Origin of the sequence: Pseudomonas sp. HTZ2, assembly GCF_033173945.1 — a bacterium.
Lineage (GTDB): Bacteria > Pseudomonadota > Gammaproteobacteria > Pseudomonadales > Pseudomonadaceae > Aquipseudomonas > Aquipseudomonas guariconensis.
Genome location: NZ_CP137332.1, coordinates 5,116,740 through 5,142,775, shown reverse-complemented (window position 1 = coordinate 5,142,775; position 26,036 = coordinate 5,116,740). Strand labels below are relative to the sequence as shown.

The 26,036-nt window shown below is 61.9% G+C and carries 26 protein-coding genes and 1 pseudogene; 16 read left to right on the top strand and 11 right to left on the bottom strand.

The genetic code is table 11. The features are described 5' to 3' along the window. Positions 1-198: 198 nt before the first annotated feature. The 8 genes from R6G97_RS23925 to R6G97_RS23890 all read right to left on the bottom strand — a co-directional run bounded on the left by R6G97_RS23925 (position 199) and on the right by R6G97_RS23890 (position 9,382). Positions 199-1,149, bottom strand: a complete 951-nt coding sequence (locus R6G97_RS23925; protein WP_104833248.1) for a GDP-mannose 4,6-dehydratase — start codon at positions 1,147-1,149, stop codon at positions 199-201. After that, complete coding sequence (locus R6G97_RS23920) at positions 1,149-2,255, bottom strand: glycosyltransferase (RefSeq protein WP_234430016.1); 1,107 nt, start codon at positions 2,253-2,255, stop codon at positions 1,149-1,151. The genes R6G97_RS23925 and R6G97_RS23920 overlap by 1 nt, the downstream gene beginning before the upstream one ends. Further along, on the bottom strand, positions 2,252-3,643 hold the full coding sequence (locus R6G97_RS23915) for a class I SAM-dependent methyltransferase (RefSeq protein ID WP_234430015.1): 1,392 nt from the start codon (positions 3,641-3,643) through the stop codon (positions 2,252-2,254). Before R6G97_RS23915 ends, R6G97_RS23920 begins: the two co-directional genes overlap by 4 nt. Continuing rightward, positions 3,627-4,865: an ABC transporter ATP-binding protein gene (locus tag R6G97_RS23910; RefSeq protein WP_104833245.1), complete on the bottom strand. Its 1,239-nt coding sequence runs from the start codon at positions 4,863-4,865 to the stop codon at positions 3,627-3,629. Before R6G97_RS23910 ends, R6G97_RS23915 begins: the two co-directional genes overlap by 17 nt. Positions 4,866-5,085: 220 nt before the next feature. Then, complete coding sequence (locus R6G97_RS23905; protein WP_317847618.1) at positions 5,086-6,282, bottom strand: trypsin-like serine protease; 1,197 nt, start codon at positions 6,280-6,282, stop codon at positions 5,086-5,088. 132 nt (positions 6,283-6,414) lie between these two features. After that, the gene (locus R6G97_RS23900) at positions 6,415-7,302 is read right to left on the bottom strand and encodes a DUF4214 domain-containing protein (protein ID WP_289717885.1); all 888 of its coding nucleotides are present in this window, start codon (positions 7,300-7,302) and stop codon (positions 6,415-6,417) included. A gap of 231 nt (positions 7,303-7,533) precedes the next feature. Then, a complete protein-coding gene (locus R6G97_RS23895; RefSeq protein WP_317847617.1) occupies positions 7,534-8,427 on the bottom strand; it encodes a DUF4214 domain-containing protein in 894 nt (297 codons plus the stop codon). A 49-nt stretch (positions 8,428-8,476) separates the two neighbouring features. Then, complete coding sequence (locus R6G97_RS23890; protein WP_317847616.1) at positions 8,477-9,382, bottom strand: DUF4214 domain-containing protein; 906 nt, start codon at positions 9,380-9,382, stop codon at positions 8,477-8,479. 358 nt (positions 9,383-9,740) lie between these two features. On the opposite strand from R6G97_RS23890, the gene R6G97_RS23885 reads away from it, so the two are divergent. Beyond that, a complete protein-coding gene (locus tag R6G97_RS23885; protein ID WP_317847615.1) occupies positions 9,741-11,159 on the top strand; it encodes a mannose-1-phosphate guanylyltransferase/mannose-6-phosphate isomerase in 1,419 nt (472 codons plus the stop codon). Positions 11,160-11,296: 137 nt separating this feature from the next. On the opposite strand, the gene R6G97_RS23880 is transcribed toward R6G97_RS23885, so the two are convergent. After that, on the bottom strand, positions 11,297-12,436 hold the full coding sequence (locus tag R6G97_RS23880; RefSeq protein ID WP_200929547.1) for a glycosyltransferase family 4 protein: 1,140 nt from the start codon (positions 12,434-12,436) through the stop codon (positions 11,297-11,299). A 295-nt stretch (positions 12,437-12,731) separates the two neighbouring features. On the opposite strand from R6G97_RS23880, the gene R6G97_RS23875 reads away from it, so the two are divergent. The 3 genes from R6G97_RS23875 (at position 12,732) to R6G97_RS23865 (ending at position 15,186) form a co-directional block, all read left to right on the top strand. Then, the gene (locus R6G97_RS23875; RefSeq protein WP_317847614.1) at positions 12,732-13,661 is read left to right on the top strand and encodes a trypsin-like serine protease; all 930 of its coding nucleotides are present in this window, start codon (positions 12,732-12,734) and stop codon (positions 13,659-13,661) included. A gap of 386 nt (positions 13,662-14,047) precedes the next feature. Next, positions 14,048-14,281: a CopG family ribbon-helix-helix protein gene (locus tag R6G97_RS23870; RefSeq protein WP_104833238.1), complete on the top strand. Its 234-nt coding sequence runs from the start codon at positions 14,048-14,050 to the stop codon at positions 14,279-14,281. Beyond that, the gene (locus R6G97_RS23865) at positions 14,275-15,186 is read left to right on the top strand and encodes a type II toxin-antitoxin system RelE/ParE family toxin (RefSeq protein WP_104833237.1); all 912 of its coding nucleotides are present in this window, start codon (positions 14,275-14,277) and stop codon (positions 15,184-15,186) included. The genes R6G97_RS23870 and R6G97_RS23865 overlap by 7 nt, the downstream gene beginning before the upstream one ends. A 222-nt stretch (positions 15,187-15,408) precedes the next feature. On the opposite strand, the gene R6G97_RS23860 is transcribed toward R6G97_RS23865, so the two are convergent. Together R6G97_RS23860 and R6G97_RS23855 are read right to left on the bottom strand one after the other, a co-directional pair. Then, positions 15,409-16,206, bottom strand: a complete 798-nt coding sequence (locus R6G97_RS23860) for a SprT-like domain-containing protein (protein ID WP_048388313.1) — start codon at positions 16,204-16,206, stop codon at positions 15,409-15,411. 131 nt (positions 16,207-16,337) lie between these two features. Next, on the bottom strand, positions 16,338-16,673 hold the full coding sequence (locus R6G97_RS23855; RefSeq protein ID WP_192576888.1) for a hypothetical protein: 336 nt from the start codon (positions 16,671-16,673) through the stop codon (positions 16,338-16,340). Here R6G97_RS23855 and R6G97_RS23850 point away from each other — a divergent pair, their 5' ends adjacent. The 12 genes and pseudogenes from R6G97_RS23850 (at position 16,674) to R6G97_RS23795 (ending at position 25,968) form a co-directional block, all read left to right on the top strand. After that, the gene (locus R6G97_RS23850) at positions 16,674-16,943 is read left to right on the top strand and encodes a hypothetical protein (RefSeq protein WP_192576887.1); all 270 of its coding nucleotides are present in this window, start codon (positions 16,674-16,676) and stop codon (positions 16,941-16,943) included. Continuing rightward, positions 16,940-17,290 carry a TrfB-related DNA-binding protein gene (locus tag R6G97_RS23845; RefSeq protein WP_047306872.1) on the top strand — a complete coding sequence of 117 codons (351 nt, stop codon included), beginning with the start codon at positions 16,940-16,942 and terminating at the stop codon, positions 17,288-17,290. Before R6G97_RS23850 ends, R6G97_RS23845 begins: the two co-directional genes overlap by 4 nt. Then, positions 17,287-17,694, top strand: coding sequence for a hypothetical protein (locus tag R6G97_RS23840; protein WP_104833234.1), 408 nt, complete (start codon positions 17,287-17,289; stop codon positions 17,692-17,694). Before R6G97_RS23845 ends, R6G97_RS23840 begins: the two co-directional genes overlap by 4 nt. 232 nt (positions 17,695-17,926) lie before the next feature. Beyond that, complete coding sequence (locus tag R6G97_RS23835) at positions 17,927-18,562, top strand: recombinase family protein (protein ID WP_047306864.1); 636 nt, start codon at positions 17,927-17,929, stop codon at positions 18,560-18,562. Between the two features lie 415 nt (positions 18,563-18,977). Next, a complete protein-coding gene (locus R6G97_RS23830; RefSeq protein WP_289717880.1) occupies positions 18,978-19,463 on the top strand; it encodes a hypothetical protein in 486 nt (161 codons plus the stop codon). Between the two features lie 17 nt (positions 19,464-19,480). Then, positions 19,481-19,771, top strand: coding sequence for a hypothetical protein (locus R6G97_RS23825; protein ID WP_317847613.1), 291 nt, complete (start codon positions 19,481-19,483; stop codon positions 19,769-19,771). A 193-nt stretch (positions 19,772-19,964) separates the two neighbouring features. Next, a pseudogene (locus tag R6G97_RS23820) lies at positions 19,965-20,600 on the top strand (IS3 family transposase); the annotation flags it as partial. 723 nt (positions 20,601-21,323) lie between these two features. Then, the gene (locus tag R6G97_RS23815; protein WP_317847612.1) at positions 21,324-21,767 is read left to right on the top strand and encodes a hypothetical protein; all 444 of its coding nucleotides are present in this window, start codon (positions 21,324-21,326) and stop codon (positions 21,765-21,767) included. Between the two features lie 117 nt (positions 21,768-21,884). After that, entirely contained in the window at positions 21,885-23,000 is a 1,116-nt protein-coding gene (locus R6G97_RS23810; protein ID WP_317847611.1) for a DUF1214 domain-containing protein, read from the top strand. Next, positions 22,997-24,172, top strand: coding sequence for a sulfotransferase family protein (locus tag R6G97_RS23805; RefSeq protein ID WP_317847610.1), 1,176 nt, complete (start codon positions 22,997-22,999; stop codon positions 24,170-24,172). The genes R6G97_RS23810 and R6G97_RS23805 overlap by 4 nt, the downstream gene beginning before the upstream one ends. A 30-nt stretch (positions 24,173-24,202) precedes the next feature. After that, positions 24,203-24,988, top strand: a complete 786-nt coding sequence (locus R6G97_RS23800) for an SDR family oxidoreductase (RefSeq protein WP_090345679.1) — start codon at positions 24,203-24,205, stop codon at positions 24,986-24,988. Between the two features lie 14 nt (positions 24,989-25,002). Then, a complete protein-coding gene (locus R6G97_RS23795) occupies positions 25,003-25,968 on the top strand; it encodes a hypothetical protein (RefSeq protein ID WP_043215155.1) in 966 nt (321 codons plus the stop codon). Positions 25,969-26,036: the final 68 nt, after the last annotated feature.

Genomic DNA, 26,036 nt, shown 5'->3' with positions numbered 1-26,036 from the left:
AGGCCTTTTCGCGAGCAAGCTCGCTCCCACGGGCCGGGCCTGAAGGCAGTGTCAGGCCCTGCGATTTTGCTGGAGCGAGCTTGCTCGCGAAGGGCTTCACACCGCGCCAGACCTTTTTCGCGAGCAAGCTCCAACGGGTTCGGGTTCGGTGTCAGACCGTTCGAGCGTTGTTGGAGCTTGCTCGGGATGCGGGCGGCTTCAGACCGTTTGTTGCCGCCAGTAGTCGAGCAGCTCGCGCAGGGTCTGCTGCAGCGGGATCTGCGGTTGCCAGCCGGTGCTGCGGGTCAGCGCGGTGCTGTTACCGATGGCCACCGGGATGTCCGAAGGGCGCAGGCGTTCCGGGTCCTGGGCGACCTGGATGCTGGCCTGGCTCAGGCTCAGCAGCGTGTCCAGCACTTCGCGGATCTTCAGCGAACGGCCGCTGGCGATGTTCATGCAGCGCGGGTATTCCTGCGTGCTGTCGGCCAGCTTGAGCAGTTCCAGGTAGGCACTGCACACGTCCTGCACGTCGAGGAAATCGCGCTTGGCTTCCAGGTTGCCGACCTTGAGTACCGGCTCCTGCTGGCCGGCCTCGATCAGAGCGATCTGGCGGGCGAAGGAGGCGGTGACGAAGTTGGGGCTCTGCTGGGCACCGATGTGGTTGAACGGTCGCGCAATCACACCCTTGAGGCCCTGGCGGAAGTATTCGTTGAAGGCGCTTTCGGCGGCCACCTTGCTCGCTGCGTAGGGGTTCAGTGGCTGGCAGCGGGTGTATTCGTCGACTTCCTGACCGGACTTGAACGCCGCGCCGTAGACTTCCGAGGAGCTGGAGAACAGCACGAAGGCCTCCGGCGCCTCCAGGCGCAGGGCCTCGAGCAGGTTCATGCTGCCCATTACGTTGGTCTGCCAGGTGCCTAGCGGATCCTGGAAGCTGGTCGGCACATGGGACACTGCCGCCAGGTGGATCACATGGCTGGGCCGCACCTGGGCCACCGCCTGGCGGACACCCTCGGCGTCGCGGATGTCGCAGACCCGTTGCTGGTCGGCGGGGTGGCCAAGCTGTGGTTCGCTACTGCTCAGGGCGGTCACATGGTAGCCGGCGTCACGCAGACGCTGGGTGAGGATCTTGCCAACGAAGCCGTTGGCGCCCGTCAGTAACACGCGTGGCATCAGGTTTTCACTCCGTCACTGGATGATGAGAGTCCGAGCTGGTCCAGCCATTGCTGCAGCTGCTGCTTGAGGTTCTCGCGCTCGTAGCGCTGCAGGTTGCGCAGCCCGGCGGCTATGGTCTTTTCACGCAGGCCGGGTTCGGTTTCCAGCAGGTTGCTGGCCGCCGCGAAGACCACCGGGTCGTCGCTGTCGATCAGCAGGCCGCCTTCGCCCAAGGTATCGGGAATGTTCGAGCGTGCCTGGGTGACCACCGGCAGCGAAGCGTGGTTCGCCTCCAGCAGCGGCATGCAGAAGCCCTCGTGGGCACTGGCGCACCAGTACTGCCGGGCATGCCGGTAAAGCCAGCGCAGTTCGGCGTCCGAGCACTTGCCAGCCAATAGCACCTGGCCTTGCAGGCCAAGATCGAAGATGTACTGCTCAAGCCCCTGGGCGTAGTGCTCGCTGGTGGTGCCGCCGACCACGATCAGCCGTTGCTGCGGTGCTTGCTGGCCGTGATCTTTCTGCAGCTGCAGCAGGTGGTAAAAGGCCTCGATCAACAGGAACTGACGCTTGTTCTCCGCCAGCCGCCCGACCGCCAGATAGAAGTGCCCGGTTTGCCTGGCCATGAAGCCGGGCACGGCCGTGGGGCCTTCCAGGCGCTGGGAGTCGACCAGCAGCGGCAAGGTGAAGGTATGCGGATACCCGGCCTCGATCAGTTCGCTGTGGTTCAGCGGCGAGACGGCCAGGGCGTGAACGAACTCATCACGCCAGTCTCTGAGCTGTTTCAGGCCCAGTTGCGCATAACGACGCAAGTCGCTGTCCTTGGGGAAGAACGCCGGCGGGGTGATGTTGTGGTAGACGATGGCTTTGCGACACTGCTGGTCGAGCAACCAGGGGCCATGGTCGTGGCCCATCGAGTGGTGATACAGCAGCAGGTCGCAGGTCGAGTCCTTGAAGCCGTGAGCCCTGAGGACTTCGCCCTTCAGCGCGGCAGGAATCGAAAAACTGTAGATGTCCGACTGGTAGCCCAGGCTGCGCAACAGGCTGCGGGTGAACAGCAGGCTGTTGGTGACGCCATCGCCGACCGCGACGGTGGCGGCGAACTGATCGATACGCAGTGAGGTCATGTCAGGCTCTTGGTCGCGACGACGGCATAGTCCTGCGCCCCGCAGAACAGTGCGTTGATGCGCCGTGCGGCTTCGCTGTCTTCGTGAACGTGGTGCTCTTCGGGAATCGGTTGCAGGCGGTGGATCTGCACCTGGTCGAAGCCCTTGAACTGCACCAGGAACTCGGTGAAGGCCGGCGGCAGCGGCGACAGGTGGGTCGGGTCCATCCAGAAGTAGTGCGCGGCGGTGGCGATGTTCTCCGGGTTGGGGGTCTCGAAGATGATCATGCCGCCGGGCGCCAGCACGCGCAGGCACTCGTCGAGCAGGGTGTTGAACTGCTCGAAGCTCAGGTGCTCGATGACGTGGAAGGCGCTCACCGCACCCAGACTGTTCTCCGGCTGGTTGGCCAGCCACACCAGGGCGTCCTGCTGGTGGGCGGTCAGGCCCTGGTCCAGGCAGGTCTGTACGTTCATCGAGTTGAGGTCGATGCCGATGCGTGCGCAGTGTTCAGGCAGCTGCTGCAGCCATTCGCCACGCCCGCAGCCGATGTCCACCAGCGGCAGGCCGGCTTTGAGCGGCGCGACGCTGTCGATGATCGGCAGGTAGTAGGCCTGCCGTTCGCGAATGGTCTCGGCCGCGCCACGGAAACGGTTCTCGAAGGCCAGGTAGAAGCTATCCGGGATGCCGCTCTGGTGCTGCATCTCGGGCACGGCCACGACAGCCTGGGCTTCGCCTGGGGCGGCCATGACGGTACGCGGCTGGCGCTCCAGCTGCTGAAGGCGCATGCGCAGTTCCTGCTGCACGCTCCTGGCCTCCTGCAGCGCCAGGCTTTGCTGTTCGGCATAGGTCTGGTGGTCATCGAGCAGGCTGGCGTGGGCGTTGCTGAGGTCACGCAGGGTATGCAGCTCGCTGACCTGCAGGCGGTTCTGGCGCGCCAGCAGGTCCAGGCGGGCCACGTAGTAGCGGTTGCGCTGTTCGCTCTGCAGCAGGCCATAGAGGGTCATGGCCAGCTTGCCCAGTATCGGAATGCGCCGGATACGGTTCTTCATGCGCGCGCGGCGCAGACCCTCGACTGGGGTGTTCTGGCGCACGCCTTCCGGCGAGTCGCGCAGCTCGGCGAGGATCTCGAACTTGTCCCAGCCCGAGCGCAGCCGGTTGAGGTAGCGCTGCAGTTCCTCGCTTTCGGCCTTGCGTCCCAACAGGGTCGGGAAGGCGGCGCGCACCAGCGCCTCGTCCTCGAGCTGAACCAGCTGCAGCCAGCTGTACGGACGGTCGTGGTTGTTCGAGGGCAGCGGGTTGAAGGCCGGCAACGGGCGATCGGCGGCTTTGTGCTTGTAACGCTCGACCTCGGCCTCGATACGACGGTTGAGCTCTTGGAAGTCGAGATCCGGATTATTGGGTATGAGCATTACGCGAGGTTCCATTCAGGGTCGAGGAGGACAGAGCGATTTCCTGGAGTTCCGGTTCCAGGTTGCACACACCGCCAAAGAAGGGGCCGTTGATGCCCGCCACTTCGAAGCCAATGGCGTTGTCACGCCAGTGGTAGCAATGGGTGGTGTGGTCGGCCCCTTCGTGCAGGGCCAGGGTAATGGTGTATTTGCCTGGTGCCAGGCGCATCGGCAGGCGGTAGCGCAAGTGGCGCCGTTCACCACGCTGCAGGGCGATCGGGTGTTCCAGGTAATGGCTGTTGGTGCCGTAGATGTCCTGGCCGAAGCGGTCGCGGATCATCAGGCCCAGGGCCACGTCGGGCAGGTCGGCCTGGGCGGCGATGGTTACGTCCAGCACGCCGGTGTCGCCGCTGGCCAGGATGTTGCTCTGCGAGGCCTGGCCTGCGAAGGTGACCGCTTCGAGCACGGCCTGGCGCGAACCATAGCCGGCCTCGTTCACCGGGCGTTCGCTGTACTCTTCTTCGTCGTCGGCGCCCAGCAGCTGGTTGTAGACGTTGACCGCGTCTTCAGGGCTGCAGTCGGCGACCACCTTGCCCTCGCTGAGCACGATGGCGCGGTCGCAGATCATCTTCACCGCGTTGAGGTCGTGGGACACGAAGATGATCGAACCACCGCGGGCGCGGAACTCCTTGATGCGGCGCATGCACTTCTGCTGGAAGTGGCCGTCGCCCACCGACAGGGCTTCGTCGATCAGGAAGGTCTCGGGGTCGGCATGGATGGCGATGGAAAACGCCAGGCGCATGTTCATGCCCGAGGAGTAGGTGCGGATCGGCTCGTGGATGAACTGCCCCAGTTCGGAGAACTCGACGATGGCCTGGCGGCGTTCCTCGATCTGCTCGCGGGTCATGCCCAGCAGCAGGCCGTTGCCGGTGATGTTCTGCAAGCCGCTGAGGTTGGGATCGAAGCCGGTGCCCAGCTCCAGCAGGCCGGTGACCCGGCCGCTGAGATGGATCTTGCCGGCGTCGGGCAGCAGCACGCCGTTGAGCATCTTCAGCAGGGTCGACTTGCCGGCGCCGTTACGCCCCAGGATGCCCAGGGTCTCGCCTTTGGCGACCTTGAACGAAATCCCGTCCAGGGCCCGGTGGGTGCGGTGGAAGCTGCGGCGCAGGACGATTTCCTTGAGTCTGTGCCAGGGTCTGTTGTACAGCTTGAACTCCTTGCAGACGTTTTCCACTTCAAGCATGCATGCAACTCTTTGTCAGGTAGGTCATTTCCGGCGTGTGTCGAATCGCCCGCAGGGCGCGCTGGTCATGGGGTAGGGCGCAGGTCAATGCCACTGCGGGGCGGCTTGCACCGGGCCTGGTAAAGCGCGGCATTGTAACAGGCTCTGACGCCCGGCCCTGCATGGCATATTCGAATGCGCGGTGTATGACAGCAGCTATGGGGAAATGTGCCCTGGGTGCTCAGGCCAAGACATCGTCGTTGACGATGATACGGATGGCACTCAGGGTGATGGGGCTGATGCTGCCGTTACCCGGGCTGGTTACGTCGAGGAAGAAGTATTCATCCTGTTCGGGCGCGGTGTCGCCGATGACTTCCACTGGCAATGCCACATGGTCTTCACCGGGGTAGAACACCAGAGTGCCGCTGCTGGCCAGGTAGTCTTCACCGCTTTTGGCCGTGCCGTCACGGGTGGCATAGGTGACGCTCAACTGCTGGCTGGGGTTGGGGCGGCCAAAAGGCAGCGATATCCAGAAATAACCCAGGCTCAGGCCGCTGTCGCCCTCAATGATATGGCTTTGTACCTGGTCGGCACAGGTCGGTGCACCGGGCTGGTTGGCGCGCAGGGTCTGGTCGATGACCTGCTGGTAGGCGCTGACCCTCTGCCATGCGGCGATCTCGCCATAGCTGCTGTTGATCTGACTATCGATGTCGGGGTGCGTGGTTGAGGTGCTCAGCGAGGTGATGTAGCTGGCGACCCCCGCTACCTTGCCAGCGATGAACGCAGGGCCGCCGCTGTCGCCAGGGGTGATGATGCCTTCGTTGCTGCTCAGGCCGGTATTGCTCAGACCCAGCAGGCGGCCCAGGGCATCGTTGGTGCTTCTGCCGTTATCGAAATCGGCCAGCAACTGCGTACCTGCCTGCGGCGCCCAGCTCAGGTCGTTGCCATATACCGTAGTAAGCCTGCCGACATCGCTGTCGAAGGTATTGCTGGCTTTCTGGCGAATCGGTGCGCCACCGTAATTCGTCAACGTCCCCGTGGCACCTGTGCCCGGCAGGCCATAGCCGACCAGCGTCATCGTCTGGCCGACTTCGTCACTGCTGCGGTACAGGTCGTAGCGGTTGGCCGCTGCGGGGGCCTGGTCGGTGAGCCAGACGATTGCCAGGTCGTTGTTGGTGTTCACGGCGTCATAGGCCGGGTGGATCCACACCTTGCTGCTGGCCAGGGTCTGCGTGCCCGTAGCGGTCTGGAAGGTCACTTGGGCGGAAGTGACGCCGTCCTCGAACAGATGAGCCGCCGTCAGTACCGCGCGCCCGCCGTATAGCAGTGCGCCACTGCCCTGGTAGTTGCCCACGGTGAGCAACACGACGCCGTCGTAGCCTTCGTTGGTCCATGCTCGGTTACGTGTATCGGTGTAGCCGGTGACGCTCGAAACCATGGGTAGATGGCTCTCTAGTAGCAGAAGGAGGATGGCTGTTTATAGCATCGCTTTCGGGGCTCATTGAAGTTGCGAGTTGCGCACTACTCAGCCCATTGCTACTGACACGATGTCACCTTCTTTCCTGTGGCATCACACCAGCCACAGCCCACTATTAAGATCAGCGGCGACGTTATTGATGTTTTCCGCACTTTCAGAGAACGACACCAGCATCTCGCTGGTGGTCATACCCTTGGCCATGGAGTCTTTCCAATAATTGAAGCCATCGATATCGGCCTGGCGGTGCAGAACATTGAGGTAGAGGTTGTTGATGATCGACGCGGTGTCGTTACCCGGGTTAAGCGCCTTGAATTCGGCACTGTCGACGAAGCCTTTGGCGACCTGCTGCAGGCTGACGCCTCTGTCCAGGTCCGAGATCCAGTACTTGAGCCCGGCCATGTCGGGTTGGCGGTCGAAGGCCGCCTGGTAAAGACGATAGGCCCCGCCGGTGTTCTGCCATTGACCGACATCCAGGGCCATGACGGCGCCGTCATCGCCCAACTGGATGCGCTCGATATTGACCAGGGTGTCGACTTTGTTCCAGATGCCCACGGCGTAGAAGTTACCGTTATTGACCACGGTCAGTTCACTGGCCTGTGCATTGTAATGAACGGTGTCGATACCACTGCCGCCATCGTAATAGTCGTTACCCGGCCACGCGTAGAAGTGATCGTTACCCCATGAACCGGTATAGACATCATCGCCATACAAGTAGGCGGCCGGGTTGCTGTCATTGAGGTGCTGGTTCATGCCGGTGATGGTCGCGAAAGGCTCGCCATTCTTCGAATAGACCAGGCTATCGACCACCGCGTAGCGCACGCTGCCATTGAGTGACGAGCCATACATTTCTGCCGAGTAACTGCCGTAGACGACTTTTAAGTGGGTGCTGCTCTGGGCAACCAGAGTGCCAAAGTAGCCGGCATTGGTGGCGATGAGCAGGTCATTGGCTGTGAAGGGTTTATTGAACGTGACACGAGCCATCCAGGGCGTCTTTTTCCGAGGTAATGAAGATGCATCGAAGCTCAGCAGGCTCTGCGCGATGAACACGCTGCCGGTGGCATCGCAGGGTGAGGATTTGTATGAGGCATGATACAAGTAAATGATAGCACTTAGCCAAGCGCCTGGAGCTGTGAGAGCGGCCGGTTGAAGGATTTCGGCAGTGGCTCGTTCGCGAGCAAGCTCGCTCCCACAGTTTTTAAACCCTGTGCAGGGTTACACCAGCCACAACCCGCCATTGAGGTCGGCGGCAGCATTGTTCATGTTTTCCGTGCTCTCGGAAAACGACACCAGCATCTCGCTGGCGGTCATGCCCTGAGCCATGGAATCTTTCCAGTACTTGAAGCCTTCTGCATCGGCATCACGATGCAGCACGTGCTGGTAGAAGCTGTTGATGATGGACTTGCTGTCAGAGCCAGGGTTGAGCTTCTTGAACTCGGCGCTGTCGACGAAGCCCTGGGCCACTTGCTGCAGGGTGGCGCCGTTATCCAGGTCGCCGATCCAGTATTTCAGGCCGGTCATATCCGGCTTGCGATCGAAGGCGGCCTGGTACAGGCGGTAGGCGCCGCCGGCGTTCTGCCACTGGCCGACGTCCAGAGCAACGGTCTTGTCGTCCTGCGTGAAGTGCACGCGCTCGACGCTGAACAGGGTGTCTTTCTTGCCCAGGCCTTCGATGTTGGTCAGGTTGCTGCCCAGGGAATCGACTTTGAAGTCGCTGCTCAGCGCGCTGTAGTGAACGGTGTCGGTACCCTCGCCGCCGAAGTAGGTGTCGTTGCCCAGCGAAGCGATGAACTGGTCGTTGCCTGCCGAGCCCCGGTAGGTGTCGTCACCGTCATAGAACGACGTGGTGCTCGACGCGTCGGCGACCTTGATATCCAGGCCAGTGACGCTGAGAAACACGACGTCGTTCTTCGAGTAGGAGACTCCGGTGAACTTGTCGACCTGAGGATTACCCGAGCCGAGGAAGCCGCTGACTTCAGCTTTGTAGGCGCCATCGGCGTAAACGATGCGCATGCTGTTGCTGCTGACGACCTGCCCGTTAACGCCCGCATGGGAGGCGCGATCCAGGTCGGTGGCGTCGAAAGGGCTTTTGTAGCTAATAGTTGCCATGGAGACTCCTTGTCCCGATTGCAGTTGAAGGTAAGGGTGAAGAGGGCGATCAGACCAGCCACAGCCCGCCATTGAGGTCGGCGGCGGTGTTGTTCAGGTTCTCTGCGCTTTCGGAGAACGACACCAGCATTTCACTGGCGGTCATGCCCTGGGCCATGGCGTCTTCCCAGTACTGGAAGCCACCGGCATCGGCGTCGCGATGCAGCACGTGCTGGTAGAAGCTGTTGATGATCGACTTGTTGTCCGTGGCCGGGGTGAGTTGCTTGAATTCGGCGCTGTCGACGAAACCTTTAGCCACTTGCTGGAGGCTGGCGCCCTTATCCAGGTCGTTGATCCAGTATTTCAGCCCGCCGGTGTCCGGCTTGCGGTCGAAGGCCGCCTGGTACAGGCGGTAGGCGGAGCCGGCGTTCTGGCCTTGGTCGACGTCCAGGGCCAGGGTCGAGCCATCACCGAAGCTGGCCCGCTCGATGTTCACCAGGGTGTCGGTCTTGCCCGGCATCTGCAGTACGTAGCCGCCGTCGGCCGCCGTGGCGGTGACGTTCGCGCGGCCGTTGCTGTAGGCGACGGTGTCCAGGCCCGCACCGCCGTCGAAGTGGTCATTGCCGGCGCCTCCGGTCAGGACATCGTTGCCGTCCGAGCCGATCAGAGTGTCGTTGCCCTTGAGTACTTCGTTCAAGGCGCCCTTGAAATCGAAGTCATTGATGTACCCGGCCATGGTCAGGGCATCGCTGTTCAGGTCGGTGACTTCGTAATACAGGCCGTTCTGGTAGGCGACCGTGGAAGTCAGGGTGCCGCCGCTCAAGTCGTCATTGCTGTATTGGAAGGTGCCGAAATAATCCTGGGTTCTTACCCCATCGGTGGCCCTGATATGCGTGCTGTCGGCGATGGAAAATTCGCCATCCCAGGCCTGCAGCGTGGTCATATTGATGGGTTGATGAAGTTTCAGCGTGGCCATGGATCGTCCTTAATGCTGTAACGCGTGAACCAGGCCGTTGTATCGAAATCGACACAATGGCGTAAGAAAACGCGACGTTGGACTCAAGCATGGATCCAATGTTCCCGCCGTTCGTCATGGTGGGCGCAGCGGCGCAGGGCGGCTCGTTCACCTTGCTCGCGAATGGCTTCCACACCGTGGCAGGTCTTTTCGCGAGCAAGCCCGCGCCTTCACCGGGCCACCACACAGGCCCCCCCTCAAGGCCAGAAATCCCCGCCCCCAGGCCCTGAACAGCCCGCCGACTGTTATTGCATCCCCCTGGCAGCCCCCGGATAATGCGGCGCTTCGCATGCCTGCGTGCTATCAGAATGGAGTATCTATGTTCACCCCCGTAATCCTGGCTGGTGGTAGCGGTTCGCGTCTGTGGCCGCTGTCGCGGCAGAGCTTTCCCAAGCAGTTTCTGGCGCTGGACGGCCAGGACCAGGGAACCATGTTCCAGCGCACCCTGGCGCGCCTGGACGGCCTGGAGCACGCACCGGCCCTGGTGGTGAGCAACGAGAACCACCGCTTCATCGTCGCCGAGCAGCTGCGCGTGGCGCAAATCACCAGCCAGCGCATCATCCTCGAGCCGTTGGCCCGCAACACCGCGCCGGCCATCGCCCTGGCGGCGCTGCAGGCCATTGCCGACGGCAGCGACCCGGTGCTGCTGGTGCTGGCCGCCGACCACCACATTCATGACGAGCAGGCCTTCCGCGCCGCCGTGCAGGTCGCCCAGGCCCATGCCGAGGCTGGCCGCCTGGTGACCTTCGGCATTACCCCGACCCACGCGGAAACCGGTTTCGGCTACATCCAGTGTGGCCAGGCCATCGAGCAGGGCGGCTTCGCCATCGCGGCGTTCAAGGAAAAGCCGTCGCCGGAGCTGGCCGCCGAATACCTGGCCTCGGGCGCCTACCTGTGGAACAGCGGCATGTTCATGTTCCGCGCCTCGAAGTTCATCGCCGAGCTGCAACGTCACCGCCCGGACATCCTCAGTGCCTGCCGCGTGGCCCTGCAGCAGGCGCAGGTCGACAGCTATTTCACCCATGTACCGGCCGAGCAGTTCGCGCTGTGCGACGACGAGTCGGTGGACTACGCGGTGATGGAGCACACCGATGCCGGCCTGGTGGTGCCGCTGAATGCCGGCTGGAACGACCTGGGCAGCTGGGCGGCGATCTGGGACGTCGGCCCGCATGACGAAAACGCCAACCGTCTGGAAGGCGACGTGCTGGCCATCGACACCAAGGACTGCCTGGTGCAGTCGCATCACCGCCTGGTGGCCACCGTGGGCGTCGAGGACCTGATCGTCATCGAGACCAAGGACGCCGTACTGGTTGCCAACAAGCACGACAGCCAGCAGGTCAAGGAAGTGGTCAAGCGCCTGCAGAACGAGGCGCGGCCCGAGTTCGTCACCCATCCGCTGGTCAACCGTCCATGGGGTCACTACGACACCATCGACATGGGCGACCGCTACCAGGTCAAGCGTATCTTCGTGCGCCCGGGCGAGTGCCTGTCGCTGCAGATGCACTACCACCGCGCCGAGCACTGGATCGTGGTGTCCGGTACCGCCAGAGTGATCTGCGACGACCAGGAACTGATCCTCTCCGAGAACCAGTCGACCTACATCCCTCTGGGCGTCAAGCACTCGCTGTCCAACCCCGGCAAGGTGCCGCTGGAACTGATCGAAGTGCAGTCCGGCTCGTACCTGGGCGAAGACGACATCGTACGTTTCGAAGACCGTTACGGGCGTCTGGCCAAGTAAGCCCTTGGCAGGCCCGGCAGCTCTTCAGGTGCCGGGCCTGCCGGGAATCGACAGGGGCTTTAGGCGCATACAGGCCTGTCAGGCATTCTCAGACTTTGCTGGAGCGACCTAACTGGCCAGTATCGGCTTCATCCGCTTCAGCCGCGCACCTGGCGGTAGATCTCCAGGGTCTGCCGCGCGCATTCCTTCCAGGTGTACTGGTGCGCACGCTCCAGGCCCAGGCGAACCTTCTCGTCACGCAACGCATCCTGCTCCAGCAACGCCTGCATGGCACTGCTGATGCTGTCCACGTCGTAGGGGTCCACGGCCCAGCTGGCATCGCCGGCGACTTCCGGTACCGAGGTGCTGTTGGACGCCAGCACCGGGCACTGCGCGGCGAAGGCTTCGATCACCGGCAGGCCGAAGCCTTCGTACAGCGACGGGAAGGTCAGGGCGGCGGCGCTCTGCAGCAGGGCCATCACTTCGTCTTGCGGCAGGTAGCTGAGCCAGCGACCTTCGCCCTGCTGTTGCAGGGCGGCCAACTGTGGCAGCAGCTCTTCGTTGTTCCAGCCGTCGCGGCCGACGATCACCAGCGGGTGCTCCTGGCGCACGGTGGCGGGCAGTTGCTTGAAGGCCTGGAGGATGCGCGGCAGGTTCTTGCGTGGCTGCAGGGTGCCGACGAACAGGAAGAAGCCGGGTTTCAGGCCATGCTTGTCGAGCACCGCCTGCTTGTGCGCCGCGTCGATACGCTCGAAATACACCGGCTCTACGCCCAGCGGCGTGACGCTTATGCGCGACGGGGCGATGCCCAGGTGCTCGACCATGTCCTGCTTGCTGTATTCGGAGATGGTGATGATGTGGTCGGCCTTGCGGATCGCGGTCTTGAACAGCCAGCTCTTGAGGCTGCGCAGGTCGTTCTTGATCCATTCCGGGTGCAGCATCGGGATCACGTCCATCACCGTGGCCACGGTCGGCACGCCGGCGATGCGCGGAATATAGTGGTCCGTGGCATGGAACAGCTCGACTTCGCCGGCGATGGCCCGGGAGTTGGCCAGGGGCAGCTTGAGAATGCCGCTGAGCAGGGCATGCACCGGGAAGCGTTCGGCCAGCTGGCGCGGCGTACCGCAGGCCATGTGCGGCAGGTCACGGCCGAAGGCGTAGGGGATGAGCTGGTCGCCGGTCTGCTGGGTGAGGTCGTTCAGGCCACCCCACAGGGCGCGCGAATAGGTACCGATGCCATCCAGGTGGCCGGCGCGTTCGCCGCCTGCCCAGACCGTACAACTCAAGCCAATCTTCATTCTGTGATCTATCTCGGTTCAATAAAGGGCCGGGCTTCAGGCATGAAGCGCCGGCGGGCATCCAGGCCGTTCAGATTCCTGTCGGCAGGTGTGCGCAACAAGGACGCGGAGCCTAACACGACAGGGGGATCATGGCATGGCGCAAGGCGTCGGGATCTGACCCGGCACATGCCCTGGCGTTCGGTGGCGGGCCAAATAAATAATGGCGTATTGATTCCAAATCCGACGGACGACCCTTAATCGTGTTGTCGCGCCGCCGACACAATGCAGGTAAGCCATCACCCGGTACATGCTCATGGTTTCCACGGTCACCTCCTATGCCGATTCACGCAACAAGGCTGCGCCAGGTCAGGGATATGACGGCGTCGTAAAGGTTTCCACAGGAGGTGTCTATGGAACGGGCGTGTTGCTCTACGGCGGCCAGGCGATCCTGACCACGGCGCATCTGTTCAAGAACGGCAGCGCGCCGAGCACCGTGACCTTCGAGACCAGCGCCGGGGTCAAGACCCTCACATCGAGCAAGGCCACGATCCTGCCGGGCTATGACGCCAGCAGCCTGAACAACGACCTGGCCATCGTCTGGCTCAATGGCCATGCGCCGGTCACCGCCCAGCGCTACGACATCTACCGGGCCAGCGACGAGATTGGCCAAGCCATGACCTTCGTCGGTTATGGCAAGCCGGGCACCGGTGCGGCGGGAACGTCCAGCAGCTACTCAGGGGCGCCGATCCGTCAGAAGGCCAGCAACACGTTCGATGCCGATGCCTCGGCTCTCAAGGCCAAGGCGGGTGCGATCATGCCCTGGGCACCCAAACCCGGTACCCAGTTGATCGCCGACTTCGACAATGGCAGCAGTGCCCAGGACGCCCTGGGGCGTTTCCTCAACCTCAAGCACACCGGACTGGGGCAGAGCGAGGGCATACTCAGCAGCGGTGACAGCGGTGGCCCGGCGTTCATCGGTGGCAAGGTGGCCGGTATCGCCGCCTGGAGAAGCTGCGCGGCAAGTTGGTCGAAGTGCTGGAAGCCGCCTGGCGGATGGATAACCCGCCGGCGCAAGTGCCCTATGCGGAACAGAAACGCATCCGCCAGGAGGTCGACCGGCTGCTCGACAGCGACACCTGGCGACACTTCCTGTGGGCAGGCCAGCGCAAGGTCGACCGGATTGCGGTGGCCGATTACCTGCGCTCGCTGGAGCATTCCGACGAGCGGTAAGTCGTTTTTGTAAGCAGTCCGATAGCGGCGCACGGCGTGCCAATGCAAAGGGACGGAAATAATTGATCGACGTGAGCGGAAATTATTTCTGTTTCGACACAGTAGTGGCACTTTGTTATTTGCTTACGGCCTTGTTCGTACATGCTTGCTGAGGAACAATAAGTCCGCCTTGAACCCGCCGTGTTAATAGAATGCCTTGATATAAAAGGGAACTAATTCGTGACCGGCGGGTCATTGTTTCATCGCGTCAATGATAAATAGCCGGACAGTGGAAAGGTCATGGCTATTTGATATTGGTTTTATTTGTGTTCAATTGATCCATCTGGCAACCGGAGCGCCAGTCGATCATGGCATTGCGAATCGTCCCTGGTACTGGCCAGGCCTTCGCAGGATCTTCCCATGACAGCCGTTGTTTCTCTCCCTCTGGAACCCGAGCAATTCAAGCGCCTGCAGCATCTGGCGCAGATGACCCGTCGTGACCAGGCCTGGCACCTGCGCCAGGCGCTGAACCGCTACCTCGAACAGCAGACCGCGCCCGATCCGGTCGAGGAAGGCCTGGCCGATGTTCGTGCCGGCCGCCTGCTGGACCTCAGCGATATCGAAGCCAAGTGGAGACAGACCCCGACATGTTGAAGCTGACACGCAAGGCCAGTGCGGACCTCGACGATATCTACGAGCATTACAAGGAACGCCTCGGCGCCGAGCAGGCGCAGGCCATCGTGCATGATGTGGTGGCCGAAAGCCGCATCCTCGAGCACAAGCCGGCCGCCGCCAAGCCGTCTGCCGAGTCCTCCGGGATCGGGGAGCTGGCTCTCAAGCGCTGGCCGTTCCTGACCACCTTCCATGTCACTCCCGAGTCGGTGCAGATCCTGCGTTTTCTGCACCGCAGTGGCCAGCCGATCAACCAACCGCTGGAGCAGGAGCCCGAAGCGCGGGTGCATTCCGATGTGGATGTATCGGGCCTGCGCTGCTACGACCGGGCGGTTGATGGTCTGATCTACCGCGTGCCGCGCGGTATCAGCCGCGACGCACGTGGGGCCGGCTGGTCGGTGCGGGTGGTGCGCGACAAGCAGGTGGTGCTGCAGGCGCGTTTCGCTGACCAGGCCTTCGGCAGCACCCTGGGGGCGCTGGAAGCGGCGATCATCCATCTGACCCACAGCGGCTACGCCTGGCTGGAAGATGACGTGCTGACGCTGGATGAGCGCAGTGCGGTGCACTGGCGCAAGCGCAGCGGTGTGGGACTGTGCGCAGTGTCCTATGTCGCCTGCGACGGACCCGGGCGTGGCGAAACCTTCTTCGTCTCGACCTGGAAGCGGGTGGAAAGCGGACGTGGCCTGGAGAAATTCCGCGCCAAGCTGGTCGAGACCCTGGCCTGTTCGCATGCCCAGCAGCATGGCCCCGACAGCGTGCGCCGACGCCTCGACACCCAGGCTGGCAAGCTGATGGCCAGCGAGCGTTTCCAGGCCTTCCTGCGCGCCGGCAAGCGCAAGGCCGAGCGCATCCTGGTCGATACTTATCTGAACACGGCGCTCAAGTAAGCGTCAGGTCAGCCGATGCGGAGCCTGGCTCCATACGAAATGCTTTGGCGCGAAGGTCTGGCGGTTTGCAACGCCACATCGCGTGCCAGGATGTTTCGTACAGAGAGCTCAGTCCCTCCTGCTGATCCTATGCCCTAACGCATATATACGTTAGGGCTTGTCCAGCAGCAAGTCGCCTCGCCGGCAGCGGCCAAGCTGGGGCAACTGACGCCCTTTCGGTTCTCAGTCGTCCCCGCCCGGCTGGGCATCAGAGTCCGGCGGCACTTCCACCAGCTCGCCGGCCTCAAGGAAACGTACGTCGCAATCCACACAGAGCAACCGCCCGCTCAGGCCTGGCTTACCCCATACGTTCAACTTGCAGCTCGGGCAGGTGTACTTGCGCTTGTTCTTCGGATCCTCAGCCGGCGTGGCCGGCTGAATCAGACCCGCGACAGTCAGCGCCGGTATGTCGATGGTCGGATCTTCGGGCTGGGGTAAAGGCTCCCCACCTGGCCCGTACAACTGCGTTGCGGACATTGGCACCCGCTGGGTGACGATATCGATCCAGGAAATCATGGCGCCGGTTGCGAGCAATTCGTCGCATGCAACATCGAAGGGACCGCCCTCGATGATGTAGTGCGTCATCTGCTGCCCGCACCGACGCCCGCCAGGTTCGCCCGTGTGCGAAGGCATCAGCCCGATGGCCTCCATTTTGTCGGCCCACTCACGGTTGTGGTAGCCGCCGCGAGACTTCTTCCCGTAGCGATCCTGCCACTGATGCGCCTGTTCATGTACCAGCGTGGACAGCGTTTGCTTGATGCTGCGATGCGCGAAGTAGGCGCAGTTCAGCGCGATTTCATCGCTCTTACCCGAGCCATTCCGGCGCAGGAAGCGCGATGGCGAGTAATAGCCGAAAGTGTTGGCCTTGCGCTGCAGGGTGAAGATGCAGCCAGGCAGCTGGCCACCGTACAACCGATCATTGAACCAATCGTACGCTCCTTCGATTTCGTCATAGAGCAGCTGGCTTGGGGTTGCGGACATGCGGCCTCCATTTCTCGCACGCGAGAATCCCCCATGCTGATCACTCGGCGTCAGGGGGGGTGAACGTTACAGACATTGTAACCTGTATCGTACGATACAGGTTACACATCAAAAAAAGGGGGCAAGCCCCCTCACCGTCCCGCTAAGTAGGCGACGTACACGATGGCGGCGCCTAGCGCCGCACCAATCAGTAGCAGAGCTACCGAGTACCCAACCGCCCGGCGCTCAGCCTGTGCAGTCACCAGGTTGGCCGCACTGCGGTTGATCTCATTCCCAATCCGGGCCGCCGCTTCGCGTCCTGCCTGCACCAGTGCGTTGCGCTGTTCTTCCATCATCGACTCGAAGTTCAGCTGCGTCTGCAGCAGGACTTTGCCTGCTGCATCGCGTACGGCTTCGGAAGTCTTCGCCGCCAGGTCGGCGTCAACCTGTTCCAGGCGCCGCACGATGGCATCAAAGTCTTCCATCATTTGCGCGACCATCGCTTCGCGTGCCGTGGTCGGGTCCTTGGCCATCGTTCACTTCGCGTACACAGCGGTGGCAAGAAAGGTGCAGACAAGGGCGCCCCACCGGCATCGACTCAGCAAACCTTACTCGATGACCAGCTGGGCAAGCTGCGCGAAGCCAACACCGTCTTGGAGGCGCAGGTCAAAACGCTGACCTCGGAGAATACCTACCTCAAGGCCGAGCTGGAGGAAGCGCGTAAGCAGCTGGCCGAACGCTGGAAAGACTCGGAATGACGGCCCGGCACCATGACCAGGACCTGCGGATACCGCGTGAAGAATTCGAGCGGATCCGCACCAAGTCGAAAATGCACCAGCGCAGCCTCGACGTCGCCTTTGAAATCCTGGTCGAAGGCAAGGGTCTTGTCGCGGTCGCCAATGCACATGGCCTGACGAAACAGCGTGCCTTGGCAATTCGCGACAAAATCTATTCCAGCTACCTCACTCAAACCCCGGAGGGTTGGCGGTGCGCGCAGATCTGCGCACCTGCTGAAATGATCGATCGTTTCGTGCTGGAAGCCGACGCCGAACGGCTTCGGTACTGGCAGACCCATTCCATGACCACCAAGGACGTTGACCCATGAGCACCCCCACCGATAAGGAACTCGCCCAGCTGCTGCAGCCATTGCAGGAAAGCTTGGCGGGTATCAACCGTTCACTGCGTACATTGGCCGATACCCGTCTGCTCGAAATGTTCGGCCCTGAGCTGTCCGACCGAAAGAAATGGACTGAGCAGTTGAAGCACGCACACCAAAGGGATGACCGGGCGCTGTTTGATCTGCGTCAGGCAGGCGAACAGGGCCGATACCCGGGCGGATATGACCAATGGGTCAAAGACTACGGCGAGGAAGAAGCCAAGAAGCTGGCAGCCCCCGTGGTAAGCGCTTTGGAACATCGAAAAGTTACCTCGGCAGAACTGGCCGAGCTGGAAGCCGCTCAACCTGTATTGGCGCGGTTGTATCGAGAGTTCATCAAACTGCAAGGCTGATCCCGGTCCCTGGAGTGACGAATTGGTTGACGTTGCACCCATCGGCTATGCGGCTATCCACGCGCCCAACCATAGCATTCGTCACTTCGGGGACCGGGAAACCATATCGTCACAATTGGGTATACCCCAAATGTCACAGCTGTGACCGCTCCAATAATTCAGGTGCGGTGATTTAAAATACGCCCATACTGATACAATGATTTGAGTACACTCAAACTGATACGGTAACACTATGTTCATCCGCGCATATCTACGAGCATCGACAGAAGACCAGGATGCAAGTCGCGCCCGCGACCAACTGGAAACCTTCGTTACTGGCTTCGGCCTGGCTATCGCTGCCAGCTACATGGAGAACGCTAGCGGTTCGCACGCCAACCGACCCGAACTGATCCGTTTGCTGAAAGACGCCAAGCGAGGCGATGTGTTGCTGGTGGAGAGTATTGATCGACTATCGCGCATGGGTGATCAGGATTGGCGGGAACTTAAGGGCGCGATTGATCAGCGGGGACTGCGTATCGTCGCTATCGACCTTCCAACCAGTCACCAGGGCATGACCTTGCCCACCAACGATGAATTCACCGACCGGATGCTGTCGGCCATCAACTACATGATGATCGACATGATGGCGGCAATTGCCCGCAAGGATTATCAGCAGCGGCGGGAGCGGCAGAGCCAGGGCATCGCCAAAGCTAAAGCAGCTGGTGTGTACAAGGGCAGGCCAGTGGACGAGGATCTACGCAAGCGGGTGCGCGAGCTACTGGGCGCGAACCTCGGGATCCGCGCTACCGCCAGGCACGCGGACTGTTCAACCACCACCGTGATGCGTATTCGTGATGAGCTGTCAGTCGAGCCGGGCGGGAATGGGTGACTAGCGCAGGCGCAGCCGGAGTCTGTCAGCCATTCACGGCTGGCCGCCGCCGGCAGGCGACTTTGAGGCCCTAACAGCCAAGGCAAATGCAGCTGGGGTTAGGAGATCATAAGAACGATGACTTGCCGACCCTTGAAATTCGCGGCCTGCAGGCTTGCACCTCGCTCACTGTATGCACGAACCCCCGATCATCATCCGTGAGCGACCGTCGCTCACAATCTATGAGCTACCCCTAGCTCATTATCCATGAGCTAGGTTAGCTCACCCTATGAGCTACCCCCCCTTCATGAGCTACCCCTAGCTCATAGATCCAGCACTGTGGCCGGTTACGCCGGATACAAACGTTCCCCTCACGCCGCTCTGTACCTTGACCGAGGCACTGTTGCCCGTCCGGTTCTTGCCACCTGGCATGGCCATGACCGTGTTCATTGCGCCGAACCGGAAGGCCAACGGCTTCAACTTGTCGACCATGCGGCGATACACCGTGCATCAGCAATCAGAGCTGCAAACTGCCCGGGATAGTGGATACGCCAGGGTGATTCTTCACACCCTCACAGATCATGAGCTGCCACCACCAGAGTCAGCCTTCATTCTCGACCGTGTGTTCATCCGCAAGGAAGAATTCACCGAGGCAGAGGAAGATGCCGAGCTGGAGGACGATGATTTCGGCCTGGAAATCAGCAAGGTGACAGGCCGACCTGCTTTTCTGCAGGACCCGATTTATGAACCCAGCTCTCGCTATATGTGGCTGCTACAGCTAAACGCCTCAGAGCTTGAGGACATTGGGCCACGGTACGAAGGCATCTTTGAGGACGGCATTGGCCACCTCATTCTTGATAAGCAGGCCCGAAAAGCACCGCAAGGCGCCGAGGCGGGTTATTTCTTCATTCAATTCACCTAACACGCAAGGAAAGCCCGATGCCGAAGCCAACCACCATGAGCTTTGAACAACAAGAGCTGCACGCCAAGGCCCAATGCCACGACTGGAACAGCACCTACAAGCATAGTGCCCTGGTCAGCTACGCCGAAATATACGGCCAGGGTGAAACACACCGCGCCGAAACAAGGGGCAACGCGTGGGTGATGTGCGGCCAGGCCGTCATCTTCGTGGATGGTTTGTCAGGCGCTGTGTCGCTTGACCATTGCACCGTTGTCGCCGCGCTCGATGCCGAGCAGAAATCAGCAACCGAGGAGACTGAAAGTGTCTGATGAACGCTATGCGCGCCTGCAGCAGGCTCTTATCGAATCGGCCAAGCAACACCTGGTGGAATTGACCGGGGCTTTGGCGCTGCCTAGTGGGGCAGACCGCAATGAGGGGATTTCTTCGGCTTGGTGGCAACTGACCGGACTGACCCAGCTGGTTCACTTTGACAGTGGATTGGACGAGGCGACCAAGCAGGAGCTACCCTGCAATCGCAAGACGGTAGCCGCCTCGATGCAACGGCAAGGACTGCGTGCCAAGGCCGCCAAGAAGTTCAAGGCCACGACCAATTCTCAGCACTCCCTGCCAGTGGCAGAGAACTTGCTCAAGCAGGATTTCAAGGCATCTGCGCCAAATCAGAAATGGGTGGGTGACATCACCTACCTGCATACGGAGGAAGGCTGGCTGTATCTGGCAGTGGTCATCGATCTGTATTCACGGATGGTGATCGGCTGGGCCATGAACGAACGCATGACGGCCGACTTGGTTTGCGATGCCTTGCACATGGCGCTGTGGCGACGCAGGCAGCCTAATGACGTGATCGTGCATAGCGACCGCGGCAGCCAGTACTGCTCAGCGGCTTACCAGGAGCTGATCCGCGCCCATCACTTGCGATGCAGCATGAGCGCCAAAGGCAACTGCTACGACAATGCCTGTGCAGAGAGCTTCTTCCACAGCCTGAAGGTCGAGTGCATCCACGGCGAGCGCTTCACGAGCCGCGCCCAGATGCGTGAAACCGTGTTTGAATACGTCGAAACCGATTACAACCGCCAGCGGCGACACAGCACGCTGGGGCACATCAGCCCAGAGGCCTTCGAGGCCAGGATGTGTGCTTAAACCCGTGTCCACGGCTGCTGGGCAAGATCAACCGTCGTCTTTTCGTTTTTCATGGGAACCTCTTTTCTGAAATCGCTTGTGACTGAATCGACTCCTGGCTTTTTAGAAAGGAAGGGAAAGCGGCCAGGGGATGGCAGTTTTACTGGCTGGTTACGCAACAAGCTGGTGATTGGGGAACCGTCTGCCAGCCATCGCGGTGACGAGCCTGATTTGCCGAGAGGCATCACCCTCGACAGAGTAAGCGAGTATCCAATTCCGATAAAGACGCTTTTGCCGCTGCAAATGTTTTCATGAATTTCCTCGGCAAGCCTGACGAAAATTCTGAAAAGTAGCAAAGTACATTAACCAGTTTCCGATTCGGAAACTTCTCGGATAGCCAGTCAGCTCGAACATGGAACTGCCGAAAGCTTGACCTCCAAGATTTGCAGAACCCTCAGCAAACGAGTCAAATCCGGGTTTCCCTGATTACTGAATAGCTCCCGCAGCTCGTCCACTTCATGAATCGCCCCTGGTTTCGTAGACACCTCCAAGCCTCATAATGAGGCCCAAATAGGAGGTGCCATGAGTCGTCAGCGTTACCCCGAAGAATTCAAGATCGAAGCGGTCAAGCAAGTGACCGAGAATTTCTCGGTCACTTGCTTGACCGCTTCGATCTTGAATTCTTCGGGGTAACGCTGACGACTCATGGCACCTCCTATTTGGGCCTCATTATGAGGCTTGGAGGTGTCTACGAAACCAGGGGCGATTCATGGAACGGATAAAGACAAAAAAGGAGACAAGTCAAAGGGGGAGGGGTGGAGGCACATCAGAGAAAATCATTACGGTGATTTTGAAGCCGTCGGGTTCACTAAAGATGTAGAAATACAGTCGATCATCATGAAAGCCCTCACTGAGGGAGAGATCGTGGGTCAGCAAGGCAAGGCACATGGACGCGACTCGGCCCGCCCAATCTATAAGGTTGAGGCGGGAGGGAAAAACCACTTTATTGCCATTAGCGTTAGTCCGGATGGGAGCATCATTGGGGCTAATCCAAATGATAAGCAGTATTTGGCGGCAGGCTGGAACGTGGTGTTTCCCTCCAGGCATGAATATTTGAAGGGGGTGCAACAAAATAAAAAAATGCATGAAATATCTAAAAGTTTTTATTACCCAGCATCCAAGAAATAAACCGTTGTATTGACCGCACTGCACAGAGCGCTTTAGTCCGCTCGGACGTAGTACTCCGAGGGTCGCAATTCCTATGGTCTCCCAACCCGCGGCATTCCGCCCCCCAAGGAGACCCTCATGGTTAACGACCCAACCGAGCAGCAGGTGTGCAGCGGTGAAACCTGGAACCGGTTCTGCGAACAGCTAAGGCGCAGCGGCGAGCAGATCCTGCGCGCCGAGGCGCCGGCCGATGCGCAGACCCGCGCCGAAGGCTTTCGCTACCTCACGCGCCTGCTGCGCATCGCCCTGGAGATGCACCTGGAGTTCGCCGACCCGGACTTCCCAGGCTTCATCACACCCTCCCATGAAACCGCCAAGATCGGCGCCGACAACCCCGACAACCTGTACCGCTACGCCCGCCTCAATGGCGCCCAGCGCTACCGCGTCAGCGGCCAGCGCGGCAGTGTCGCCTACTTGAGCTTCGGCACACAAAAAGGCGGCTACGAGACCGACGGCAAGATGATCCAGACCGGCTTCATCGACGCCAGCCAGCTTGAGCTCGATGCCCAGGGCAACTTCGAAATCATCCTCAGCCAGTACCCGCAGGCCAGCGGCAACTGGTTGCGCCTGGAGCCGGAGAGTAACGCGCTGATCGTGCGCCAGACCTTCCTCGACCGCGCCACCGAGCAGCCTGCACGGCTGCACATCGAGCGCCTGGACGCCGACCAGGTGCCCGCGCCGCTGGACCCTGCCTTCCTGCAGCAAGGCCTGCAGCGCGCCGCCTCGTTCGTGGAAAACACCGCACGGCTGTTCGCCGACTGGGCCCAGGGCTACCAGGCCCACACCAATGAGCTGCCGCCGGCCGACCAGGCGCTGTGCCAGTCGGTGGGGGGCGACCCGAACATCTTCTACTACCACTCGTACTGGGCGCTGGCTGACGACGAGGCGTTGCTGATCGAGGTCGACCACGTACCGGCGTGCGATTTCTGGAACCTGCAGATCAACAACTACTGGATGGAATCCCTGGACTACCGCTACCACCGCATCTGCCTGAACAAACACTCGGCCCAGTTGGACGACAACGGTGGCCTGCGCATGGTGCTCAGCGCCCGTGACCCGGGCTTGGCCAACTGGCTGCACACCGCCGGTCACCCCCACGGCACCCTGTGCCTGCGCTGGGTCGGCGCGAAATCCCATGTTCACCCCAGCACCCGCGTCGTGAAGTTGCATGCCCTTGAGGAGCTCGTCCGATGATCAACAGTGAATTCGCCCCAGACCGCCTGCTGGCCGACGCCAGCGCCCGGACCGGCGGCCTGCAGGATTTCGGCCCCGGTAACTACCGAGAGGCCCTGGCAGTGCTGGCTCAGGCGCTGGAGCTGGAGGCCCGGTTGTCGTCCGCCGGGCGCGGCATGCTGCGCGAAAAGTTGGTGGCGCAACTGGCCAACCGTTTGGTGGTGGAGGAGCACTGCAAGCGCTTCCCCGAAATCCTGGCGCAACCTGTCGACGACCCGCTGGTGATCGTCGGCCTGCCGCGCACCGGCACCACCTTGTTGCAGCGCACCCTGGCGGTCGATCCGCAGTTCAGCAAGGCCCATTGGTGGGAAACCCGCTATTTGGCGCCCCTGCCCGGCGAAGACCCGGCCCAGCCCGAGGCGCGCATCCAGCGCGCCCGCGCAGAGGTCGCGGCAATGGTCGAGCACCTGCCGCAGTTGCTGGCCATCCACCCCCTCGATGCCGAGCAGGCCGATGAAGAGTTCATGTTGATGGAGCACAGCTTCCTCTGCGCCATGGACTCCTACGTCAATGTGCCCAGCTACACCGCCTGGCTCGATCGCCAGGACCAGACCGAGGTCTACCACTACCTCAAGCGTTGCTTGCAGTTCCTGCAATGGCAGCAGGGCTTGCGCGGTATCGCACCGGGCCGTCGCTGGCTGCTCAAGAGCCCCCAGCACCTGCATACCCTGGAGCTGTTGATCAAGGTCTTCCCAGGCGCACAGGTGATCCTCACTCACCGCGAGCCTGCCAGCACCATCCCGTCGCTGGCGAGCTTCATCCATACCCTGTGGCAGCTGTACAGCGACCAGGCCGATGCCGAGGCCGTCGGCGAGCAGTGGAACCGCCGCATGGCCCGTGCCCTTCGTCATGCCATGGCCGTGCGCGAGCTGCTGCCCGCAGGGCGTGTGCTGGATGTGCATTTCGAAGACACCCTTGGCCAGCCATTGGCGGTGGTCGAGCGTATCTACGCGTTCGCCGGCCTGGACCTGAGCGACGCGGTGCGCGAAGCCATCGTGCGTTGGCTGGCCGACAACGGCCGCGAGAAGCGCGCCAGCCACCACTACACCCCCGAGCGCTTCGGCCTTACCGAGGCCATCTTGCAGCGCGACTATGCCCAATACCGCAGCCGCCACCTGCGCGCCCGTGCCTGACACCCTCACAACCAGAAGAAGGAACACTCCATGCTGTTGAACGACAAAGTCGTGATGATCTCCGGCATCGGCCCGGGCCTGGGTATCAAGCTGGCCCTGGAGGCCGCGCGCGAAGGTGCGCGCGCCCTGGCCATCGGGGCTCGCAGCGCCGAGCGGCTGGCCGACGCCCGCGCCCGCATTCTCGCCCTGGGCCACGCTTGCGACGTGCTGTGCGTGCCCACCGACATCACCCAGCCCGAGGCCTGCACCCGGTTTGCCGAAGCCACCCTGCAGGCCTTCGGGCGCATCGATGCCTTGGTCAACAGCGCGTTCTCCCACGGCGGTTTCCAGGCCGTGGAAGAGGCCGACAACGCGCCGCTGCGCGAGGCGCTTGAGGTCAACCTGCTGGGCTCGCTGAACATGTCCCGGGCCGTGCTGCCGGCGATGCGCGAGCAGGGCGCAGGGGCGATCGTGATGATCAATACGCTCGGTGTGCGCAAGCCTTACCCGGGCGGCGCGGCTTACTCGGCGTCCAAGGCGGCCCTGGCCGCCAGCGTGCGGTACCTGGCCTGCGAGCAGGCCGGGTATGGCATCCGCGTCAATGCCCTGGCCTGCGGCTGGATGTGGGGGGCGCCGGTGCAGGCGGTGGTCCGTCAGAGTGCCGAGGCCCGCGGGATCAGCGAGGCGCAGGTCAAGGCCGAGTTCAGCGCGGGCATCCCCGGCGGGCGTATGCGCACCGATGATGAATGCGCCCGGGCGGCGCTGTTTCTGGCCTCGGACTATTCCAGCGCAATCAACGGCGCGCAGCTCGACGCCAATGGCGGCGAAGTGATGTAGTGAAGGGGGCGGTCATGATCGATCATTGCGCTTTCAACGGCGACGCCGATGGCCTGTGTGCCCTGCAGCAGTTGCGCCTGGCGGGCGAACTCGACCCAAACGTGCAACTGGTCAGCGGGGTCAAGCGCGACATTGCATTGCTGGGCCGGGTCAAGGCCCGCCCCGGCGAGCGGGTGACGGTGCTGGACATCGGTCACGAGCAGAACCGCGAAGACGTCCAGCGTTTGCTGGCCGACGGCGCCCAGGTGCGCTACTTCGACCATCACTTTGCCGGGGAACTGCCCCAGCATCCGGCCTTCGATGCGCACATCGACACGGCGGCGCACGTGTGTACCAGCCTGCTGGTCGACACCTGGCTGCAAGGCAAGGCCCACCGCTGGGCGGTGGTGGCGGCCTTTGGCGATGGCATGGCCGGGCCGGCACGGGCCCTGGCGCAACGCCATGGTCTGGGCGCACCTGAGCTGACGGCCCTGGCGCAGTTGGGCGAATTGCTCAATTACAACGCTTATGGCGACAGCGTGGCCGATTTGCACTTCGATCCGCTGGCCCTGGCCGCCGAGCTGTTGCCCTATGCCGACCCGCTGGATTTCGTGCAGCACAGCGCAAGCTTTGCCGTGCTGCGGGCCGGTTACGCCGCGGACATGGCCGCCGCCGCGGGGCTTTCGCCGTGGTGCGAAGGGCCGGGCATGCGCCTGTTCCGCTTGCCGGAACAGGCCTGGGCGCGGCGAGTCAGCGGTGTGCTGGCCAACGACCTGGCCGCTGCCGCGCCTGGACGTGCCGTGGGGCTGCTCAGCGCCAAGCCTGATGGCGACTGGATGTTCAGCCTGCGCGTGCCGGACGGTGCGCTTTGGTCCGCCGATGCCTTTTGCCGGCAGTTCCCCAGCGGGGGCGGCCGGGTGCGTGCCGCGGGCATCAATCGCCTGAGCCCCGCACAACTGCCAGCACTCGCCCAGCGCCTGGCCGCCTGCTACCCCGGCTGATCCCTCCCACCCCAAAAGCACAAGGCAAAACAAAAAGCCCCGGGTCTTTCGACACGGGGCTTTGAGGT

What these genes read in the sequence shown, in the direction of transcription:
- R6G97_RS23800 (WP_090345679.1), top strand. Translation starts at nt 24,203, where the DNA reads ATGCTGTTGAACGACAAAGTCGTGATGATCTCCGGCATCGGCCCGGGC.
- R6G97_RS23900 (WP_289717885.1), bottom strand. Translation starts at nt 7,302, where the DNA reads ATGGCTCGTGTCACGTTCAATAAACCCTTCACAGCCAATGACCTGCTC.
- R6G97_RS23925 (WP_104833248.1), bottom strand. Translation starts at nt 1,149, where the DNA reads ATGCCACGCGTGTTACTGACGGGCGCCAACGGCTTCGTTGGCAAGATC.
- R6G97_RS23915 (WP_234430015.1), bottom strand. Translation starts at nt 3,643, where the DNA reads ATGCTCATACCCAATAATCCGGATCTCGACTTCCAAGAGCTCAACCGT.
- R6G97_RS23865 (WP_104833237.1), top strand. Translation starts at nt 14,275, where the DNA reads ATGTTGAAGCTGACACGCAAGGCCAGTGCGGACCTCGACGATATCTAC.
- R6G97_RS23895 (WP_317847617.1), bottom strand. Translation starts at nt 8,427, where the DNA reads ATGGCAACTATTAGCTACAAAAGCCCTTTCGACGCCACCGACCTGGAT.
- R6G97_RS23860 (WP_048388313.1), bottom strand. Translation starts at nt 16,206, where the DNA reads ATGTCCGCAACCCCAAGCCAGCTGCTCTATGACGAAATCGAAGGAGCG.
- R6G97_RS23890 (WP_317847616.1), bottom strand. Translation starts at nt 9,382, where the DNA reads ATGGCCACGCTGAAACTTCATCAACCCATCAATATGACCACGCTGCAG.
- R6G97_RS23825 (WP_317847613.1), top strand. Translation starts at nt 19,481, where the DNA reads ATGCCGAAGCCAACCACCATGAGCTTTGAACAACAAGAGCTGCACGCC.
- R6G97_RS23920 (WP_234430016.1), bottom strand. Translation starts at nt 2,255, where the DNA reads ATGACCTCACTGCGTATCGATCAGTTCGCCGCCACCGTCGCGGTCGGC.
- R6G97_RS23905 (WP_317847618.1), bottom strand. Translation starts at nt 6,282, where the DNA reads ATGGTTTCGAGCGTCACCGGCTACACCGATACACGTAACCGAGCATGG.
- R6G97_RS23805 (WP_317847610.1), top strand. Translation starts at nt 22,997, where the DNA reads ATGATCAACAGTGAATTCGCCCCAGACCGCCTGCTGGCCGACGCCAGC.
- R6G97_RS23835 (WP_047306864.1), top strand. Translation starts at nt 17,927, where the DNA reads ATGTTCATCCGCGCATATCTACGAGCATCGACAGAAGACCAGGATGCA.
- R6G97_RS23845 (WP_047306872.1), top strand. Translation starts at nt 16,940, where the DNA reads ATGACGGCCCGGCACCATGACCAGGACCTGCGGATACCGCGTGAAGAA.
- R6G97_RS23880 (WP_200929547.1), bottom strand. Translation starts at nt 12,436, where the DNA reads ATGAAGATTGGCTTGAGTTGTACGGTCTGGGCAGGCGGCGAACGCGCC.
- R6G97_RS23840 (WP_104833234.1), top strand. Translation starts at nt 17,287, where the DNA reads ATGAGCACCCCCACCGATAAGGAACTCGCCCAGCTGCTGCAGCCATTG.
- R6G97_RS23810 (WP_317847611.1), top strand. Translation starts at nt 21,885, where the DNA reads ATGGTTAACGACCCAACCGAGCAGCAGGTGTGCAGCGGTGAAACCTGG.
- R6G97_RS23910 (WP_104833245.1), bottom strand. Translation starts at nt 4,865, where the DNA reads ATGCTTGAAGTGGAAAACGTCTGCAAGGAGTTCAAGCTGTACAACAGA.
- R6G97_RS23795 (WP_043215155.1), top strand. Translation starts at nt 25,003, where the DNA reads ATGATCGATCATTGCGCTTTCAACGGCGACGCCGATGGCCTGTGTGCC.
- R6G97_RS23830 (WP_289717880.1), top strand. Translation starts at nt 18,978, where the DNA reads ATGACCGTGTTCATTGCGCCGAACCGGAAGGCCAACGGCTTCAACTTG.
- R6G97_RS23855 (WP_192576888.1), bottom strand. Translation starts at nt 16,673, where the DNA reads ATGATGGAAGACTTTGATGCCATCGTGCGGCGCCTGGAACAGGTTGAC.
- R6G97_RS23885 (WP_317847615.1), top strand. Translation starts at nt 9,741, where the DNA reads ATGTTCACCCCCGTAATCCTGGCTGGTGGTAGCGGTTCGCGTCTGTGG.
- R6G97_RS23875 (WP_317847614.1), top strand. Translation starts at nt 12,732, where the DNA reads ATGGTTTCCACGGTCACCTCCTATGCCGATTCACGCAACAAGGCTGCG.
- R6G97_RS23870 (WP_104833238.1), top strand. Translation starts at nt 14,048, where the DNA reads ATGACAGCCGTTGTTTCTCTCCCTCTGGAACCCGAGCAATTCAAGCGC.